The following is a 20,279-nucleotide window of genomic DNA, read 5'->3' as shown; positions in this document are numbered from 1 at the left end:
ACGCCCTTCGCGTTCGATCCGGTCGCGAGGGCTTCGCTTTCAAGATAGTTCAGCCAGAGCGATGAGCGCAATCGATTAAAAACTCGATACGCGACCGTCCAAAGCATTCCAGCTTTTCGAAAACGATTCGCCTCCTCATTGCACTATCCGCGGCAGTATTCCTTAGCGCCTGGCCACACGCGACGACCGCAACGCAACAGACATGACACCGTGGTGGCAGCAAGAGCGTCGTCCTGAAGGAAACTTTAAGTACTGACTTAAGCAAGGCCTCGTGCTACTTGAATTTGGTGCGCGTGCGTGATATCGACTCTATAACGAAGGGTCAGTTAAAGCTGTACATGACACCGGCAACGCTCAGCGTCCTCGCGGCGAAGGGACGACCCGTGCGCGGCGCAACGCCGCGCGGATACATGCCACCTATGTTCCGATGCACGTTCATTGAATGGAGACGTCGTAATGAGCAAGCACTCCAGAGGCGATACATCGCAAGAGCCTGTCCTCGAGAGCGACGAACTTCGACTCGTCGATGCGTGGTGGCGCGCGTGCAACTACCTTTCCGCGGGCATGATCTTTCTCATTGACAATCCGCTCCTGCGCGAGCCGCTCAAACCCGAGCACGTCAAGCAGCGCCTGCTCGGTCACTGGGGCGCGAGCCCCGCTCTCTCGTTCGTGTGGGCGCATCTGAACCGCGTGATCAAGCGTGACGATCTCGACGTGATCTTCATGGCCGGGCCCGGTCATGGCGCGCCCGGCGTGCTCGGTCCGGCGTACCTCGAAGGCACCTATTCGGAGGTGTATCCGGACAAGAGCGAAGATGAAGAAGGCATGCAGAAGTTCTTCAAGCAGTTCTCTTTTCCCGGGCATATCGGCTCGCACGTGACGCCGGAAACCCCGGGCTCCATTCATGAAGGCGGGGAGCTTGGGTATAGCCTTTCTCACGCGTATGGGGCGGCACTGGACAATCCGCGCTTGATCGTCGCCTGCGTCGTCGGCGACGGCGAAGCTGAGACCGGCCCGCTCGCGACGGCCTGGCACTCGAACAAGTTCATCAATCCCGCGCGCGACGGCGCCGTGCTGCCGATCCTGAATCTGAACGGCTACAAGATCGCCAATCCGACGATCCTCGCGCGCATCAGCCATGACGAACTCGAGGCGTTGTTCGTCGGCTATGGCTATCGACCGTATTTCGTCGAAGGATCGGATCCCGTCGAGATGCATCAAAAGATGGCGGAAACACTCGATGCCGCCACCGCCGAGATCCGCGCGATCTGGGACGAGGCGCGCAGCAATAAGGACGTCGAGCGGCCGCGCTGGCCGATGATCGTCCTGCGCACGCCGAAAGGCTGGACCGGCCCGAAGGAAATCAACGGTCACAAGGTCGAAGGCTCGTGGCGCGCGCATCAGGTCCCATTCTCCGATGTGCACGGCAATCCCGCGAATCTCGCGGTGCTCGAACGCTGGATGCAGAGCTACCAGCCCGAAGAACTTTTCGACGCCGACGGCCGGCTGCGCGCGGAGATTCGGGCGATCGCGCCCACCGGTACGCGCCGCATGAGCGCGAATCCCCACACTAACGGCGGCGTGCTGCGCAAGGAACTGAAGCTGCCGGATTTTCGCGACTACGCCGTCGATGTCGGTCAGGCAGGCAAGATCCAGCATGAGAACACGCGTCCGCTGGGCGCCTTCCTGCGCGACGTGATGCGTTGCAATATGGACAGGTTTCGCGTGTTCGGCCCCGACGAGACGGCATCGAATCGCCTACAGGCCATCTATGAAGTCAGCAAGAAAGTCTGGATGGCCGATCTCCTTCCGGAAGACGAGGACGGCGGCGAGTTGTCGCGCGACGGCCGCGTGATGGAAATGCTCTCCGAGCACACGCTTCTCGGCTGGCTCGAAGGCTATCTGCTGTCGGGGCGACATGGCTTCTTCCATACGTACGAAGCATTCGCGCATGTCATCGATTCGATGTTCAATCAGCATGCGAAATGGCTCGACATCTGCAAGAACCATGTGCCGTGGCGCGCGTCGGTTTCGTCGGAAACCATCCTGCTCTCGTCGACCGTATGGCGGCAGGATCACAATGGCTTCTCGCATCAGGACCCCGGCTTCATCGATCTCGTCACCAACAAGAGCCCGTCGGTGACGCGCGTGTATCTCCCGCCCGATGCCAACACGCTGCTCGTCGTGGCCGATCAATGCCTGCGCTCGAGCGATTGCATCAATGTGATCGTCGCGGACAAGCAGAAGCATTTGCAGTTCATGACCATCGACGAAGCGATCGTCCACTGCGCGAAGGGCATCGGCGTGTGGCGGCGCGCGAGCAACGACGAACACGAAGAACCCGACGTCGTCATGGCTTCCTGCGGCGATGTTGCGACGCAGGAAGCGCTCGCCGCGACCGCTATTCTCCGTGAGCGTTTGCCAGAGCTGAAGGTGCGCTTCGTGAACGTCGTCGATCTCTTCAAGATGCAGCCGAACACGGAGCATCCGCATGGATCGAGCGTGCGCAATTTCGAAAGCCTGTTCACCATCGACAAGCCCGTGATCTTCAATTTCCACGGCTATCCATGGCTGATCCACAGGCTCGCCTACCGGTTCCGAAATCATGAAAACCTGCACGTGCGCGGTTACAAGGAGAAGGGCAACATCAACACGCCGCTCGAACTGGCAATACTCAATCAGGTCGATCGTTTCAATCTCGTGATCGATGTGCTCGATCGCGTGCCTCGCCTGCGCGGAAGAACCGCGCACCTGAGAGAGGACATGAAGAACGCGGTCATCTCTCATCTGGATTACGCGCACACGCACGGCACCGATAAGCCGGAAATCGCGGAATGGGTGTGGCCGTTTTAATCGCGGAGCGCCGATGAAGTTCGCGTCAATTGCAGCAACATCGGCGCTGGATTCGAAGGGCGTAACGAACGGGGGCGGTCATGACGACACGGAGTGGACGGCTCCTTAGCGCGAGCCTCCTCGTCTTGCTGGCAGGCTGCCCCTCGAAACAACAGGATCAGCCGGCTCAGAACCCGCCCGCGGCCGCGTCGGCGCCCGCTAATGCTTCAGCAGCAGCTCCCGCCTCCATCGCGGCTCTTGCCTCTGCAGCGGCCCCCGCGTCCGTTGCGGCCTTGCCTCCCTTGCCCGCATCTGCGACGCAGCCTGCGGCCCAGCAATATCCGCCCGAAGAACTGGAGGCGCTGGTCGCGCCGGTCGCGCTTTATCCTGATTCGTTGTTGTCGCAGGTGCTGATGGCGTCGACGTATCCGCTGGAGATCGTGCACGCCGCCCGGTGGGTCAAGTCGCATCCGAATGTGAAGGGCGACGCCGCGGTGATAGCTGTCCAGGATCAGTCATGGGACGTCAGCGTCAAATCCCTGGTGGCGTTTCCCCAAGTGCTCGTACCCATGAACGACAAGCTCGACTCGACCCAACGACTCGGGGATGCGTTTCTCGCTCAGCCGAATGACGTGCTGGCCGCCGTGCAGCGTCTGAGGATTCGCGCGCAGGATACCGGACATCTGAAGTCGACTCCGCAGCAGAAAGTGAGCGTCGAAGCACGTTCCGCCACGAGCCAGACCGGCCAGCCGGGCCAAGCGCCTCCCACGCAGAGCATCGTGCGCATCGAACCGGCCGACCCGCAGGTCATCTACGTGCCCTCCTACAATCCGACCGTCGTCTATGGGGGCTGGCCCGCGCCGGCCTACCCGCCGACGTACTGGCCGCCGCCACCGGCCTATTACCCCGGAGCCGCCCTTGCGAGCGGATTTGCATGGGGCCTCGGCATCGCCGCGGCGGGCGCGATTTTTAGCGATTGCAACTGGAACAGCAACGACGTCAACGTCAACATCAACAAGGCCACGAACATCGATCGCAACTTCGACCGCACCAAGGTCGAGAGCGGCAAGTGGCAGCATGACGCGCGGCACCGCCAGGGAGTTGCCTATCGCGACAACGCGACGCGCGACAAGTACTCACGCGGCGTGCAAGGCGCAGATTCCCGGCGCGACTATCGCGGACGCAACGGCGCCACGCCCGAGCGCGTGAGCACGGCCGATCGGACGGCGGCACGCAACCAGGGAACGGCCAGCCGGCAGGGTCGCGCAAACAACGCATCGGTCGCCAACCGCGCAGGCGCGAATGCCACCGGCGCCGGCAATCGCGCGAATGCGCCCAATCGTCAGGCGGCAGCAGGCGATCGAGCGCAGACGGCGAACCGCAATGCGGTCGCGGGCAATCGTCCTCAGACCGCCAATCGGACGGCTCAAATGCCAGACCGCGCTCAGTCACCGGCCCGCGGCAACGCAGGGAGCACGCAGGCGGGCAATCGGGGGGCGTACGCCGGCGGCGCGCGCGATACCGCATTCCAGGGCGTCGGCGGCGGTGGCGCGGCGCAACGCGATTTCAACCGTGGCCAGTCGAGCTTTCAGTCGTCGAACTTCAACCGTGGCGGCGGTGGCGGCGCGCGTGGCGGTGGTGGTGGCGGTGGACGCGGCGGCGGACGGCGTTGAGGAGAGCGACCATGAAGAGACTATCGGAGATTGTCGCGCTCCTCGCCGTGGCCGGAAGCACGATGACCGTCGCGCTCGCGCTCGCCGTCATTCCGGTTCCGGCGTTGAGCGCACAGAAGTTCTTCCAGACACCTGAAGCGGCGATGAACGCCTTCGGGACCGCCGTCGCCGACAACGACGAAGGCGAACTCAAGGCTTTGCTGGGCGCCGATTTCCGCAACGTGATTCCTTCGGTCGGCGCCGAGCTCCGGAACAAGTTCCTGACCGCCTGGAAGGCTTCCCACGCGATTCAGACGACCGACAGCGAGCACGCCCGAATCGTCGTCGGCAACGACGGCTGGACGCTGCCCATCCCGCTCGTGAAAAGGCAGCAAGGCTGGGAATTCGACATGCGCGCAGGCGCCGACGAAATGCGCCTTCGGCAGATCGGGCGCAACGAGCTCGCCGTGATTCAGACGATGCTCGCAATCTACGATGCACAACGCGAGTACGCATCGAAGTATCACGACGGCAACAAGGTTTACGTCTATGCAGACAAGTTCGTCAGCAGCGACGGCAAACATGACGGGCTGTATTGGCCGACCGGCGCGGATGAAGAACCGAGCCCGCTCGGTCCCGCCTTCATGACGGCTGGCGCTCGCGCCAGATCGGAGGCCGGCTACTACGGTTACCACTACAAGCTGCTACGCGCCCAAGGGCCTCATGCACCGGGTGGCGCATACGACTACATGGTCAACGGCCGTCTGTTGGGCGGCTTTGCCGTGGTCGCATGGCCCGCCCAGTATGGCGAAACGGGCATCAAGAGCTTTATGGTCAGTCACGACGGACAGGTCTATGAGCGCGATCTTGGCCCGGACGGTGACAAAAAGGTCGCAGCGATGAAGTCATTCGATCCCGGAGCGGGGTGGGAAAAGGAGGCGCCTTGAACCGCTGCGTTGTTCCTTCACCTCGAGGAGGCTCGTCAGGCTTTGCCTCACCCCGATGTTCGCAATGCCCATTTGAAGTTGGCGGGTTCGACTGCGGTCGCATAAAGTGAGAGGAACACATCGCGCCTTTTCGTGTCGATGATTCGCACGGCTGCGCGCCTGAAAGACATCGAGGTCTGTGTAGAAAGCGTTCCGGGAGAATTGAATCTCTCGGTCTTGGCTGGAGCAGGCAAATGAACAAGATGCTTGGAATCGGCGCGACGGCGATTGTCACAGTTGCCGGAGTAGCGCATGCGCAAAGCAGTATCACGCTTTATGGCCTGATCGACGCAGGCCTCACCTACACCAACAACCAGATCAGCGGAACGGGCGGCGGCCACAGCAACTGGGAGATGACGAGCGGCGCGGTCCAGTACGGTCGCTGGGGTTTGCGCGGAGTTGAAGACCTCGGTGCGGGAGTGAAGGCCATCTTCACCCTGGAGAGCGGCTTCAATCTGAACAACGGGCAGTTCTCGTCGAGCAACCGCATCTTCAATCGCCAAGCGTATATCGGCTTGTCGAGCCGCGATTACGGTGCGCTCACGCTGGGCCGCCAAACCGACAGCATGGTCGATTTCGTCGCGCCGCTTTCATTGACGGGTACGGAATTCGGCGGCACGCACTTCGCGCATCCGCTGGACAATGACAACCTGAACGATTCGTTTCAGATCAATAACTCGGTCAAGTATCTGAGTCCGAATTTCGGCGGCCTCAGGATCGGTGCGCTGTACGGCTTTTCCAATCAGGCTGGCGGATTCACGAATAATCGCGCATATAGCTTTGGTATGTCCTATGCCTGGGGAGCGCTGAATTTTGGTGCTGGTTACCTCGGGCTCAGCAGTTCCGCGCGCACGCCGGCACAGTTGAATACGGGCGGCGCAGTCACCGATACGACCGGCGCGTCCCTGCAGGGCGCGCTCGCGCCGACGGGTGTGCCTCTAGGCGTGCTGGCGAGCAATCAGAAGACCTTCGGCGCCGGCGTGAACTACACCTTCGGTCCGGCTGTGGCGGGTTTCGTCTACTCGCACACCAAGCTCACCCAATTCTTTCAGTCCGGGCTGAGCGGCACTTTCCAGAACTTCGAAGGAAACTTTCGTTATGCGCTGACACCGGCGGTCGAACTATCGGGCGCGTACACCTATTCGCGCGCCGGCGGAAACGGCGGAGGCGGCATTCCCCATTGGAACCAGCTAAGCGCGATGGCCGACTATCGCTTCTCGCGGCGCACCGATATCTACATTCAAAGCGCGTGGCAACGGTCGAGTCCAAGCGGCACTTCGCCATTGGGCGTGGCATGGATCAACGGCGTCGCCGCGCCGTCTTCCACGAGTACTCAGGTTGAAGCGACCGTCGGCCTGAGGCACCGCTTCTGATGCTCCACGAACGGCCGAGTTCTTGATGCGACGTTCGGCAACGCGGCGGAGTTGATTATCGCTTTCGTCGCCTTGCACGCAGCGCTTCCATTGCAGGGAACATGCTGCTCGTGTCCGGCGCGGCATTCGCTATCCCGAGCAGCGCTTCAATCCGCCCGAATGTCTCAGGCGACTTTGCGCCTACTCGCGGCAATCACTCTGATGTATCTTCACGAGCAACGAGTACTCTCCTCGATGGGCGCCTGGCTCCACGTCATGCAAAATACCCGCTTCTGATATGCGGAGACAGCTTGTGGGCGTCAACTTCGATCTGAACGATTTGCAGGCGTTTCGAGCCGTCGTGGAGTTGGGCAGCTTTCGCAAGGCTGCGGACTCAGTCAACATCTCGCAGCCGGCACTGAGCCGGCGCATCGAGAAGTTGGAAGCGGCGCTCGGCGTGCGACTTTTCGAGCGCACCACCCGTAGTGTGACACTCACGACCGTAGGCCGCGTGTTCGCCCCAAGTGCGGAACAGCTTCTCGACGATCTCGATGTCGCGTTGCTCGGCATCCGCGACGTGTCCACCAGCCGCCTGGGCCATGTGACCATCGCGTGCGTGCCGTCGGTAGCCTACTACTTCCTGCCGAGCGTCGTTGCTGCCTACCACGCCCGCTATCCGCGCATCCGGGTCAAGCTGCTCGACACGAGCGCGAACGAAGTCCTCGGCTCGGTCATCAGCGGCGAAGCCGATTTCGGCGTCAGCTTCATGGGCAGCCAGGAGACCGAGGTCGAGTTCAAGGTCCTGCTGCAGGAAAAGTTCGTGGCCGCGTGCCGCCGCGATCATCCGCTTGCCCGAAAGACCCGTGTGTCCTGGAGCGAGCTGTACGAACACGAATACGTATCCGTCGACAAGACTTCCGGCAACCGCCTGCTGCTCGATCAGGCATTGACCACCGTGGCGCCGGCTGTGCCGAGCATCTGCGAGACACGCCATGTCACCACGATGCTCGGCCTGATCGAAGCGGGCCTCGGCGTGGCCGCCGTGCCTTCGATGGCAATGCCCATGCGCGACCATCCGATCCTGACCAGCGTGCCGCTCGTCGATCCGGTCGTAACGAGGCGAGTCGGCATCGTGCGGCGCAGGGGGCGTCCGCTCGCGCCGGCCGCGCAGCAGTTCTATCAAACCATCCTCGACACCAAGCGCAGCGGCATGGCCGCTGCAGCAAAGAAGACCGCGAAATGACCCTGCCGAGGCCTTTCAATCTGCTCTACGTCCAGGTCCTGCTCTGCATGGGGCTCGGCGTGATCGTCGGGCACTTCTGGCCGCAGGCCGGTGCGTCGCTCAAGCCGCTCAGCGATGCATTCGTCGCGCTGGTGCGCATGATGATCGCGCCCATCGTCTTCTGCACGATCGTGACCGGCATCACGTCGCTGTCGAGCGGCTCGAAGATCGGCCGCGCCATTTTGAAAGCGCTGGCGCTGTTTTACTTTCTCACGATCGTCGCGCTCGTCCTGGGGCTCGCAACCGCCTTCGCGCTGCATCCCGGCGCAGGACTGCACATCGACCCGCACCATCTCGACACGGCCGTCCTCGCCCAGTATTCGACGCGCGCACAGCCGCACGGACTCGTGGAATTCGCGCTGCACGTGATTCCGGAGACGCTCGTCGGCGCGTTCGAGAAAGGCGAAGTGCTGCCGGTCCTGCTGCTCGCCCTTCTGTTCGGCTTCGCATTGAACGCCAGTCGAGGCACGGGGCGGCGGGTACAGGAATTCATCGATGGAATCGCGCACGTGCTGTTCGGCATTCTCGCGCTGATCATGCGGCTCGCGCCGGCCGGCGCATTCGGCGCGATGGCTTTCACGGTAGGCCGGTTCGGCATCCGCTCGATCGGCTCGCTCGGCATGCTGATGGTGTCGTTCTATGCGGCGTGCCTGCTGTTCGTCGTCTGCGTGCTCGGCCCGCTCGCGCGCCTGCACGGCTTCTCGCTCTGGCGGCTGCTGCGCTACATTCGCGAGGAACTCATCATCGTGCTCGCGACGTCGTCGACAGAACCCGTGTTGCCGCGCCTCATCGTCAAGCTGGAAGCGCTTGGCTGCGACAAGGGGATCGTCGGGCTCGTGCTGCCCGCCGGCTATTCCTTCAACCTCGACGGAACGGCAATCTACCTGACGCTCGCTTCGATGTTCATCGCTCAAGCATGCGACGTCCACCTCTCCGGCGGACAAATCGCGACGATGCTCGCGGTCATGCTGCTCACGTCGAAGGGCGCGGCAGGCGTATCGGGCAGCGGACTCGTTGCGCTCGTCGCGACGCTCGCCGTCATTCCGGACCTGCCGCTGGCGGGCGTCGCGCTGCTCGTGGGCATCGATCGGTTCATGTCCGAGTCGCGCGCCCTGACGAGCGTGATCAGCAACGCGTGCGCGGTGATCTTCGTATCGATGTGGGAGCGCGCGTGCGACCGAGCGCGCCTGAAAGAAGCACTGAGCCTCGCGCACGAGCCTGAAGAAGACTTCGATCAGCCCGCCGACCTGCCGGGCTGAATCGTTGCGCTCTTCTCAATGCGCGGCGACGGAATCGAGTCCGGTCGATATCACCTCCGGCTGCACGGCGGGCGACGCGAGATAGTCGAGCAGCGCCTTCGCTTCCTTCGGATGTTGCGCGCCAACGGGAATGCCGGCCGCAAAGCGCGTGACGGACTGCATCGACTCCGGAATCTTGCCGACGTACGCGGCGCCCTTCACCGGAAGCAACTCGCTCACCTGCTGAAAGCCCACTTCGTAATCGCCGGTCGCCACCACGGAGGCCACCGGGATCTTCGGGATCATCTTCGCCTTGGCCTTCACCTGCTCTTCGATACCGAGCCGCTTGAACAACTCGCGCTCGATATAGACGCCGCTCGCGCTGTCCGAATACGCGATCGACCGGGCGCGCAGCAGGGTCTCCTTGAGCGCCGCCTCGGACCCGATGTCAGGCTTCGGCGCACCGTCGCGCACAACCATGCCGATGCGCGAGTCCGCGAGCTCCACACGCGAGTCGGGCATTACCTTGCCCTGCCTGATCAGGTCGTCGAGTGCATAGCCGACCATGATCACCACGTCCGCAGGCTCGCCGCGCTGAAGACGGTTTGGAATGGCCTCCGGCGACTTGCCCATCGACGGGCCGAGCGCGGTGTCTAGGGTATCGCCCGTCGATGCCGAGAACTTCGGTCCGAGCAGCTTGTACGCCGCGGTAAAGCCACCCGAACTCATCACATGCAGATCGGCGGCCTGTACGTTCGCCGCGGCGACGGCGTTGCCGAGCAGCGCGGCGGTGCAGAATTTCAGAAGGATGGATTTCATGTCTGGAAGAGATGCGATGATTCAGGACGCCGCATGCAGCGGAACGGAACGGCGACGATACAGTGCCAGCGTTGCTCCGAGTCCGCACACCGCGGCGAAGCTCATCCAGTAGCCGGGCGCGGCCTTGTCGCCTGTCATGTGAATGAGCGCGGTCGAGATGACTGGCGTGAAGCCGCCGAAAACCGCCGTCGCGAGGCTGTAGGCAAGCGAGAATCCGGCGACACGCACGTCGACCGGCATCACTTCGGTGAGCGCGACAACCATCGCGCCGTTGTACATGCCGTACATGAACGAGAGCCACAACAGCACGAGCAGCATGTTGACGAAGCTCGGCGCGTGAGCGAGGAGCGAAAGCGCCGGATAGGCGGTCGCAATAGCGAGGATCGTCATTCCAAGAAGAAGCGGACGGCGTCCGATGCGGTCTGACAGCGCGCCGCCAATCGGCAGCCAGATGAAGTTGGAGATGCCCACGCACAGCGTGACGAGCAGACTGTCGGCGGTGCTCAGATGCAGGACCGTCTTGCCGAAGGTCGGCGCATAGACGGTGATGAGATAGAAGCTCGTGGTGGTCATTGCGACCAGCAGCACCCCGGCGATCACGACAGTCCAGTTCTGCACGAGCGTCGCAAAGACTTCCTTCATGCTCGGTCGATGCTGGCGCTGCTTGAATTCCCGCGTTTCCTCGAGATTGCGCCGAAGAATGAAGATGAAAGGCACGATCATGCAGCCGACGAAAAACGGCACGCGCCATCCCCACGCGGCGATCGTCGCCGTGTCGAGCCATTGATTGAGCGCGAAGCCGAGCGCTGCCGCCACCACGATCGCAACTTGCTGGCTGGCGGACTGCCAGCTCGTGAAGAAGCCCTTGCGTCCCGGTGTCGCCATTTCGGCGAGATAGACCGATACGCCGCCCAGTTCCGCACCCGCCGAGAAGCCTTGCAGCAGACGGCCGATCAGAACCAGCGCCGGCGCGAAGAGTCCGATCGTCGCATAGCCGGGCACGAACGCGATCAGGATGGTGCCGCTCGCCATGATCGACAGCGTGACGATCAGGCCCTTGCGCCGGCCCACATCGTCGATATACGCGCCGAGAATGACCGCGCCCAGCGGACGCATCAGGAAACCGGCGCCGAACACGGCAAACGTCATCATCAGCGAAGCGAACTCGCTTCCCGCGGGAAAAAAGACCGCGGCGATCTGCGTGGCGTAGAACCCGAACAGGAAGAAATCGAACTGCTCCAGGAAGTTGCCGGCCGTCACGCGCAGTACGGCGGATGTCTTCGATTGGCCGGGGGCAGAGGTGGTTGAAGAGGGATGCATCGAGGTGTCTCCAGAAATTTCGACTTGGTGTCCGGGCGATTTATTGTTTGTCGAATACTCGCCCGAACGGCGCAAAACGATAAGTGCTATTTTCGGAACGATTGATGTGCGCTGGTTATCAATGCACGCATCGCTGCCGGCTTCCCGTTCAGGCGACGAAGCGGCACTGGGAAGCGGGCGTGCGCGTGTCCATGTTGCGTCCACGGTTCAGGTGATCGTCGATTTCCGCCGCGCAGCCGAGCATCCTGGGATACAGGAAGATCGTGAACGCGGCAGTTTCCAGATCCGACTCCGCCAGATCGCCGCGTCGCAGCGGTTGCCACAGCATCTTGAGCAGCAGCGCCGCGATCACCGCATCGACGTTCACGCAATACACGTTGCGCGACACGCCGGCATCGAACAGCGCCTGCACGAGCTCGCGATAGAACGCATGGAACGCGTTGTATTCCCCGCGTTGCTCGCACAGATTTGCGATGAACACTTCGCGCGGGTCATGATTGACGGGCCTGTCCTTGAACACCGGATGATTGACCCCTGGCAGCTTCGCGATGTCCAGGCTGCCCGCGTTCTTCTTGCGCGCCTTGTATTGCGCGTAATGCTCCACCGCGCGCGCGGCCAGCTTGCGCAGATCCACGCCGTGGCCGGCGTCCGACGGATCGCTGAGCGGCGTGTCGCGGAACGCTTCGATCAAAAAGGCGATTCCCTCGTAGCCGTTGCCGCCATGCGTATAGCCGGTATGCGAAAGGAAGCCGACGAGCGCCTTGTTGAGTTGCACGCGCTCGGGGCTTTCGGGACCGTCGGCGGATACGGCGCCTTTCGCCCCTTGCGCCGAAATGGCTCCGGGACCGTTGGTGAGCAGCAGCCCCGCGAGCGTTTTGAAGGCGAACAGATCGTCGGGGCCGGGTTCGAGATCGAGCAATGCGGCGAAGCAAATTTCGGTGAGGCTGCGTTCGTTCAGGAGCGATTCGGTGGTGAAGCCGCAGAAGCCTCCCGGGGCGTGACGAGATGCATCGGCCGAAGCGCCGATCAATCGTCCGAACAACATGGTCCACCAAGGCAGGCTCTCGGCGGTCACGCGCGACACGCGCTTGCGCATGAGCGGCCCCCACGCCAGCGTGGTCGTGATCGCGGCGAGCACGGCGTCCGCCGTCGGGTGCGCCGGCTGCGACGTGAGCCAGCGGATCAATACGGACTTGGCGCCGCGCCTCGCAAGTCCCGCGAGCATCGCCTCGGCGCGCGGATCGCGAGCGTCCGTGAAGAGCGGCTCGCTGCCGGTGCCGTCGATCTGGCCGATATCGAAGCTGTCGTCGAGCGCATTCGTGAGGCCCGCAGCCGAGAAGTGGTCGATCAACCATTGGGCGGCATCGCGCGCGGCGCGCTGACGATTCGGCCCGACGATCGATGCCGCAGCCGCCAGAATCGCGTTGGGTGCATTGCCCGCCTCTCGCGCCGCCTGAGCCGCGACGAGCTCCGGCGTTCCATGCAGATTGACCGATGCCGCGACCGCCACGTTGATCAGCTTTTCGTCGTTCTCGCCGCCGGGTTCGTGCAGCAGCGCGAGATTCACGTTCGCTTCGAGTGAGCGCGTCGCGGCGTCGAGCATCGACGTTCCGTGCAGGCTGCTGACTTGCGTCTTCGCATCCATCTGCGATGCGCCCGATGCGTCCTTGAGCGATTGACGCGGCGCGACCGCCCCGATCTGGCTGTTGACCTGCAAGACTTGCTCGTCGTACGGAGCGACCGCACCGACCACGGGAATCGCAAGACCGGAGGGCAGCTCGATGCCCTGGTCTGAGCCGAACCACGGCTTGAGCGCGAGGCTGCCTTCGGGCTCGAAGTCGGGCATCGTCGCGTTGGCGCGCATGACGGCCGTCAGCGCCGCCGGGATATGCGCGATGTTCGTCACGACCGCGCCTTTTGCCGAGCAGCAAGGATCGTCAGGCGTGAAGAGCCGGTCGACGCCGAACTTCTCCATGAACCAGCGTTCTTTCGCCTGCGCGTCATCGGAACCGCCGGCCATCGCGCCTGCATGACCGACCGCACGCGTCAGGCGGCCCTTCCATCGGCCCACCACGCAGGCGACTACCGGCTTCGTGAACGTCGCGTCGGCTTCGTAATAGCCGCCCGGTTCGCAATAGAGCACGGCGGCCTTGCTGCGCGCGTCGTTGGCGAGTGCAAATGCAAACTCCGGCGCGGCGTAGTGGATGTAGACATCCTTGCCGCTCGAAATGACGGTCGATGTGCCCCAGCCGCTCATGCGCAAATATTGCGCGATCGTCGTGCTGAATCCGCCTGAGTTGGAGAAGATCGCGATCGACCCTTTGCGCAGCGAATCGTCCGGATTGTCGCCGCCGAGCGCTCCGCCGATCCTCACGCGATTCCACGAGTCCGCGACCCCCAGCCCGTTCGCCCCAAAGATGTCGATGCCGGCTTGCTGGCCCATCGCTCGAATTTCGCGGGCGTCGTGCACAGCGATCTTCTCGGTGATGATGAAAATCTTCTTAAGCTCTGGATTGACGCGAATCAGTTCGGCGACGCCGTCGCGCGCAGCCGATGGCGGCAGGTACACCACGCCGCAATTGAAACGGTGCCCGGCCTCCAGCCCTTCGCGGACGTTGTTGTACACCGGGATATCGCCGATCGGTGTCGCGAGCGTTTTCCCGCCCTTCCCCGGTGCCGTACCGAAGACGATATTGCCGCCCGAGAAGGCGTGGCTGACGGGCGTCACGTCCGACGACTCGCCCCCCAGAATGTTGAGCACGCACACGCGATCGTCGCGTGTGGCGATCTGCGCGAGCGAGTTGACGCCGACGAAATACTTGAACGGTTTGCTGTGTTGCTTATGCATGTCGTACTCCTCAAGCCTGAGCCGTTTCGGCTGTCTTCACGGTCGCGCCGATCCGTGCTGCGATCTCGGCCCGGCCACCCTCACGCATCCACGCATCCGCCTTTCGGGCGTACTGGATGACTTCGCTGATGTCGGAGTCGAATCCGAAAAGTCTGTAAGGCAACCCGAGCGAGTCGCAGGTGTCTCTCAACGCCGCCATGCCGCGCACAAGGTTCGGCCCGCCACGGCCGAGCACCACGTAGAGCGGCGTCGGTCCATGCTCGCTGAAGTGTTCGCGAAGGGCATCGGCCATCGCTCGCAACGTCTCGAAGATGTCGGTGTTGTTCGACTTGCCGCCGATGATGAAAAGCACGTTCGATTGCCTGAGCCAATGCCTGAAGCAGATACGGGCCACTTCCTTCATCTTCGCGTAAGGTGGATTGCCACCGAAATCCGACGAAATGATCGCGGCGTCGCCGAGCATTTCGGTGACGAGCGAGTTGGCGCCCCCGCCAAAGGTCGGCGCGAGGATCGTTCCCTTGTCGTTGATCACGTACACATCGCTTTGGCCCTGATGCGTGCGCAACTGATTGATCTCCTGCTCGAAGTCGGAGTAGTCGGCGGCGAACAGGTGTTGCGGGAGTCCAAGGCGCGTCCAGCGCGGATCGTCGCGATCGAAGCCGCACTTGAAGTCGCATGCGACCGGCGTCAGGCGTCCGTTCCTGTCCTCGCGCATGCGGATCGGATTGAGCTCCAGCGTCGTCATGCCGAAGTCGTGAAAGAGCTCCCAGAGTTTCGGCAACTGCTGCACGAGCGGCGAGATGATCTCCTTCGGCGCGCCGATCTCGCTCAGCGCATTTGCCACGACGAACGCCTTCAGGCCCGTCAACGCGTCGAAAGGCACCATCGCCACATGCTTCGGATCGACCTCTTCGATGTCCATGCCGCCCTTGTGCGAGAGGGTCATCGTCGGTGCGCGAAAGCGGGTTGAATCGGTGATCGAGAAATAAACTTCGTGCTCGGCCGGCACGCCGGCTTCGAACGTCACACCATTTGCCTTCGCTTTCAGATGGCCGACAGTGTGTTCGGCGAAGTACAACCGTTCTTTTTCGCTCAACGCGGTCTTGAGATCCGTAGCGCGGCCGAGCAAGCCCGCTTTGCCCTTCTTTCCGACGCCTCCCTTGAAGACGGGCTTGATGAAGATCTGCCGATGACGATCGATCAACGTCTTGATCTCCTCTTCGCTGGCGCTCGGACCGAGGATTTCACTCGCCGGGAATCCGACGAATTGCAACAGGCGCGCGCCGTGCAACATTCCGGTAATTTGCATGAAGTTTGTCTCCTGAAGGCATTGCGATAGAAAAGAAACGGGTGTTTGGACGAGAGCCAGACGTGACGACGCGGCCGCCGCGCCATTTGACGCTCGGGTTCGGATGTCTGGTATGCGTTAAGGCTGGGCCGCGAGACCGGGCGGCCTCGAGCGGCAATCGTTAGCCGCGTTGAATGTGTCGTGCGACGTGCATGGCGTGTCTCCGATGCGTTTTACTTACGTTCCAATTTCGCTGGAATCTTGAGTACGGATACTCACGCAAACCGGCTGAAACCAAAAGTGCAATTTTTTCAACTATTGATGTTCCGTGGCTATCAATGCGTGCACCGAATCAGAGTTTTGCGGGACCGCTGCACGACGGCCGCGAGGCGTGCGACGATCGAATTACGCCTGCGACGACGCTACGCTGAATTGGGCGAAGCGAGCGGTTGGCGCATGGACTCGAGGCGGTCCAGGTTTCAATCATCCTTCAAGGGACTTCATATGTACCGTGCTCTCAAACTAACTGCGCTTTGCGCGATGCTTGCCATGATCAGCCCGGCAAGCGAGGCCGCATCGTCGGCTGCAAAGCGCACGGCAACCGACCGCTCCATCCTCTACCGAACGAAGCAGGTCGATGGGCTTTCGATCTTCTACAGGGAAGCGGGCAATCCCGATGCGCCGACGCTGCTTCTGCTGCATGGCTTTCCATCGTCGTCGCGCATGTATGAGCCTTTGCTGTCGCGCCTGTCGGATCGCTACCATCTGATCGCACCCGACTACCCGGGTTTCGGCCACAGCGATGCACCCGATGCGAAGACTTTCGCCTATACCTTCGATCATCTCGCCGAGATCACGGCGCATTTCACCGAAGCGGTCGGACTCACGCATTACACGCTCTACGTGCAGGATTACGGCGGCCGGATCGGCATGCGCCTCGCCGTGCGCAATCCGGAGCGCGTCGATGCGCTGATCGTTCAGAACGCCGTCGCGCACGAAGAAGGGCTCGGTCCGTTGTAGGAACCGCGTCGGGCATTCTGGAAGGATCGCGTATCGAACGAGGCGGCGCTTCGCAAGAACTTTCTTTCGCTCGAAGCGACGCGCCAGCGTCATGTGGGAACGAACCCGCATCCGGAGCAGATTGATCCGGATCGCTGGACCGATGAATATGCGTTCCTGAGCCGTCCGGGCCAGGCCGATATCCAGACCGATCTGTTCTATTCGTATCAGACCAATGTCGCGAGTTATCCGGCATGGCAGGCGTGGCTGCGCGAGCATCAGCCGCCGACTCTGATCGTGTGGGGCAAGTACGATCCGTCCTTTCAACTCGCCGAGGTTCCCGCCTACGAGCGCGATCTGCCCGACGCCGACGTTCACATAATCGAGGCGGGGCACTTCGCGCTCAACGATAAACCGAACGAGATTGCGGCACTGGTCAGAAGTTTTCTCGATCGGCGTTATCGTTCCCGCAAGTAGGACGCGCGCCGACGATGCTTCGGTAGGTCAGACGGCGTGAAGCCTGTCGTCAGTCTCCGGCCGACGTGAAAGAGGGTCATCCCGCCTCGCGTAACGCGACACCGGCCGCTTTAGACCGAGATGCTCGCGCAGCGTGTGGCCTTCATATTCACTGCGAAAACGTCCGCGCCGCCGCAACTCCGGAAGCACCAGTTCGATGAAATCGTTCAGCGAATCGGGCAGCAGCGCGGGCATCACGTTGAATCCGTCCGCGCCGTAGTGCACGAACCGCTCTTCCAGCGCATCCGCGATCTGCGCAGGCGTGCCGACGAGTTGCCAGTGTCCGCGCGCGCCGGCGATCCGGCGATATAGCTCGCGGATCGTCAGATTCTCGCGGCGCGCCAGTTCGATCATTAGCGTCTGCCGGCTTCTGCTTGCGTTGGTCTCGGGCAATTCGGGAATCGGTCCGTCGAGCGGATACGCCGACAGATCGAAGCCGCCCGTCAGCGTCGAGACCATCGCGAGGCCCACGACAGGATCGATGAGCGTCTGCAGCTCGTCGAACTTCGCGCGCGCCTCCGCCTCCGTGCGGCCGACGATCGGCATGACGCCCGGCATGATCCTGAGCGAGTCCGGATGGCGACCGTGGCGGGCCATGCGGCCCTTGACGTCGGCGTAGAACGCGACGGCGTCGTCGAGCGTCTGTTGCGCCGTGAATATCACTTCCGCGGTGCGGGCGGCGAGTTCCTTGCCCGCCTCCGACGAGCCCGCCTGCACGGTCACCGGATGTCCCTGCGGCGAGCGCGCGACGTTCAATGGCCCGCGCACCTTGAAAAACGCCCCGCGATGATCGAGCACGTGGCGCTTGTCCGGATCGAAGTAACGCCCCGACGCCTTGTCGCGCAGGAAGGCGTCTTCGTCCCAGCTATCCCAGAGACCCGACACCACATCCGCGAATTCGTCCGCACGCTCGTAGCGCCTTGCATGCGCGAGATGCTCGTCGAAGCCGAAGTTGCGCGCTTCATGCTCGCTCGATGACGTGACCAGGTTCCAGCCCGCGCGCCCGCCGCTGATGTGATCGAGCGACGCGAACTTGCGCGCGATGTGATAAGGCTCGTTGAACGAGGTCGACGCCGTGCCGACCAGACCGATGCGCCGCGTGATTGCGGCAAGCGCTGAAAGAAGCGTGACCGGTTCGAACTGCGCGACGTAGCTGTGGGCGGTGCGGCTCAGGAATTGCGGATCGTCGCCGCGCGTCCCCGTGCCGTCGGCGAGAAAAATCAGATCGAACTTCGCCGCTTCCGCCGCCTGCGCAAGCTCGGCATAGTGGGCGAAATTGCTGCCTGCATCGGCGCTCGCATGAGGATGCCGCCACGCGGCGATATGATGGCCCGTGGGATAGAGAAACGCGCCGAGATGCAGATGTCCGTTTCGTTGAGTCATGTTCGATCGTTTCTGGTGGTCGTCGTGCGTTCGGGGTAGCCACGCCCCGCCCGCTCAGTGGCAATAGAGATCGTTCTGGGCGTTGAACATGTCGAATGCGAGGCGTGTCGCCTGATCTTCGCGCACCGTCGAGAGCCAGCGTTGCCGCCGCCAGCTCTCGACGATCCGTTCCGTGAACGCAGTGGTCGCGGCATCGCCGATGCGCGTCGCGATGAAGGCGGGCGCAGCCGCGACCGTGCCGGGCAGACGCCGGTAATACGCCCAGTCGGGCTGCCTGAGCAACTGCCGGATCACATACTCGTCGTCGACGAGCGCCGCGCACTCCCCCGCCTGAAAGGCCAGCAACGCATCGAGCGGACGGTCGAACGCCTGTACGCCCGCATGCGCGCGGCGCGCGGCCTCCCGCGCGAACGGACTGCCGTGCGAGACGCAGATCAGGCTTCCCGCGAGATCGCCCCAGTCGCGCACCGTGCCGCGCCGAAGCACGAGCGCCGTGCCGCGTCCGGACGTATAGGGGCTCGGCGCATAGGCGAGCGACGGTTCGGCGCCGAACGCGAGCCCCGCGACGGCGACATCCGCGCGGCCCGATCGCAGCGCGTCTGCGGCTTCGCCCGGCCCGGCGAGCAGCAGGGTGACGGGCAGTCCCGCGCGCTGTCCGATGTCTTCGGCCAGCGCCGCGGCAAAGCCGTCCGGTACGCGCGCGAAATGATCGACCCGGCCGACGTTGAGCGTCGGCGCGGGCCGCGACGGGACCGCGACGATCAGCGTTCCGCGTGTGAGCGCAGCGGCGAAAGGCCGGTCATCTCCCGGGCGATTGCGCCATGCATCGCGCAGCGGCAACGACGAGAGCGCCACCATCGCCATGACCGCGAGGGCGAGCCAGCGCAGGCGTCTGCCGTGACCCGGAAGCGCCGCGAGCGCGCTCCTAGCCATTTTGCGCGAGCCCCACACGCCAGCGCAGCAGGCGCCGCTCGAGCAGCGAAAGACTCTTGTTGATCAGCAGGCCGAACAGCGCGAGCAGCACGATGCCCGCGTACATGTCGGGAATCTGGAACGTCTCCTGCGAATTGAGCGTGTAGAAGCCGAGCCCGGAGCGTGCGCCGATCATCTCCGCCGCGACCAGCGCCGTGATGCTGTATGCGCCCGCGAGCCGGATGCCGGTCAGGATCTCGGGCAGCGCGGCGGGCAGCACCACCTTGGCGAAGATGAAGCCCTGCGAGGCGCCCATCGAGCGCGCGCAATCGATGAACACGCGCTCCACCTGCTTCACGCCCGAGATGGTATTGAGCAGCACCGGCCAGAATGCGGCCCACACGATGATGGCGATCTTCGACGACTCGCCGATGCCGAGGAACAGCATGAACACCGGAAACAGCGCGAACGCGGACACCTGGCGCAGCAGCTGATAGAGCGGATCGATGATTCTTTCCGCGCGGCGAAACCATCCCAGCGCGAAGCCCGACACGACGCTGCCCGCGATGGCCAGCAAAAGGCCGCTGATGGAGCGCAGCGCGCTCGCGCCGAGATGCGTCCACACGTCGCCGCTATCGAACAGGCGCGCGATCGCGAGCGCCACTTGTGAGGGCGGGCTCAAATAGGCCGTGCTCACGATGCCCGAGCGCGGCAGCACTTCCCACAACACCGCAAAAACGATCAGCGCGATCGAGCGCTCGAACGCGAACGAAAGGTTCACGCCGCGCCCGCGCCTTGCCCCGCGCGCAACGCTCCGCTTTGCGCCCAGCAAGACGGGCAGCTCGTTCAATG

13 protein-coding genes and 1 pseudogene are annotated in these 20,279 nt (G+C 63.1%); 7 read left to right on the top strand and 7 right to left on the bottom strand.

The window, feature by feature from the left end:
• The first annotated feature begins 456 nt into the window (after positions 1–456).
• The 6 genes from NCR38_RS27045 (at position 457) to dctA (ending at position 9,363) form a co-directional block, all read left to right on the top strand.
• Positions 457–2,853 carry a phosphoketolase gene (locus tag NCR38_RS27045; protein WP_250477840.1) on the top strand — a complete coding sequence of 799 codons (2,397 nt, stop codon included), beginning with the start codon at positions 457–459 and terminating at the stop codon, positions 2,851–2,853.
• A 227-nt stretch (positions 2,854–3,080) separates the two neighbouring features.
• Entirely contained in the window at positions 3,081–4,505 is a 1,425-nt protein-coding gene (locus NCR38_RS27040; protein WP_409219312.1) for a DUF3300 domain-containing protein, read from the top strand.
• Between the two features lie 11 nt (positions 4,506–4,516).
• On the top strand, positions 4,517–5,431 hold the full coding sequence (locus NCR38_RS27035) for a DUF2950 domain-containing protein (protein WP_061116428.1): 915 nt from the start codon (positions 4,517–4,519) through the stop codon (positions 5,429–5,431).
• A gap of 233 nt (positions 5,432–5,664) precedes the next feature.
• Positions 5,665–6,843, top strand: a complete 1,179-nt coding sequence (locus NCR38_RS27030) for a porin (RefSeq protein WP_061116427.1) — start codon at positions 5,665–5,667, stop codon at positions 6,841–6,843.
• Positions 6,844–7,135: 292 nt separating this feature from the next.
• Complete coding sequence (locus NCR38_RS27025) at positions 7,136–8,065, top strand: LysR family transcriptional regulator (protein ID WP_061116543.1); 930 nt, start codon at positions 7,136–7,138, stop codon at positions 8,063–8,065.
• Positions 8,062–9,363, top strand: coding sequence for a C4-dicarboxylate transporter DctA (dctA, locus tag NCR38_RS27020; protein WP_061116426.1), 1,302 nt, complete (start codon positions 8,062–8,064; stop codon positions 9,361–9,363). Before NCR38_RS27025 ends, dctA begins: the two co-directional genes overlap by 4 nt.
• 15 nt (positions 9,364–9,378) lie before the next feature.
• On the opposite strand, the gene NCR38_RS27015 is transcribed toward dctA, so the two are convergent.
• The 4 genes from NCR38_RS27015 to NCR38_RS27000 form a co-directional block, all read right to left on the bottom strand.
• Positions 9,379–10,161 (bottom strand): substrate-binding domain-containing protein, encoded by a 783-nt coding sequence (locus NCR38_RS27015; protein ID WP_061116425.1) that lies wholly within the window; start codon positions 10,159–10,161, stop codon positions 9,379–9,381.
• 21 nt (positions 10,162–10,182) lie between these two features.
• Entirely contained in the window at positions 10,183–11,481 is a 1,299-nt protein-coding gene (locus tag NCR38_RS27010; RefSeq protein ID WP_061116424.1) for an MFS transporter, read from the bottom strand.
• Between the two features lie 148 nt (positions 11,482–11,629).
• Positions 11,630–14,329, bottom strand: a complete 2,700-nt coding sequence (locus tag NCR38_RS27005) for a CoA-binding protein (RefSeq protein WP_061116423.1) — start codon at positions 14,327–14,329, stop codon at positions 11,630–11,632.
• 10 nt (positions 14,330–14,339) lie between these two features.
• A complete protein-coding gene (locus tag NCR38_RS27000; RefSeq protein ID WP_061116422.1) occupies positions 14,340–15,638 on the bottom strand; it encodes an ATP-grasp domain-containing protein in 1,299 nt (432 codons plus the stop codon).
• A gap of 519 nt (positions 15,639–16,157) precedes the next feature.
• Between NCR38_RS27000 and NCR38_RS26995 the strand changes: the two are divergent.
• Positions 16,158–17,093, top strand: a pseudogene (locus NCR38_RS26995) (alpha/beta fold hydrolase).
• Between the two features lie 27 nt (positions 17,094–17,120).
• On the opposite strand, the gene NCR38_RS26990 reads toward NCR38_RS26995, so the two are convergent.
• From NCR38_RS26990 to NCR38_RS26980, 3 genes are read right to left on the bottom strand one after another with little or no spacing between them, the layout of a single operon-like run.
• Positions 17,121–18,515 (bottom strand): LLM class flavin-dependent oxidoreductase, encoded by a 1,395-nt coding sequence (locus NCR38_RS26990; protein WP_061116421.1) that lies wholly within the window; start codon positions 18,513–18,515, stop codon positions 17,121–17,123.
• 54 nt (positions 18,516–18,569) lie between these two features.
• Positions 18,570–19,448 carry a transporter substrate-binding domain-containing protein gene (locus tag NCR38_RS26985; protein ID WP_086960760.1) on the bottom strand — a complete coding sequence of 293 codons (879 nt, stop codon included), beginning with the start codon at positions 19,446–19,448 and terminating at the stop codon, positions 18,570–18,572.
• Complete coding sequence (locus NCR38_RS26980) at positions 19,441–20,208, bottom strand: ABC transporter permease (RefSeq protein WP_250477839.1); 768 nt, start codon at positions 20,206–20,208, stop codon at positions 19,441–19,443. Before NCR38_RS26980 ends, NCR38_RS26985 begins: the two co-directional genes overlap by 8 nt.
• Positions 20,209–20,279 lie beyond the last annotated feature (71 nt).

The organism is Caballeronia sp. INML1, from assembly GCF_023631085.1.
Taxonomy (GTDB): Bacteria; Pseudomonadota; Gammaproteobacteria; order Burkholderiales; family Burkholderiaceae; genus Caballeronia; species Caballeronia turbans.
The sequence above is the reverse complement of the archived record's forward strand: the minus strand, read 5'-3'. Positions and strand labels throughout refer to the sequence as shown.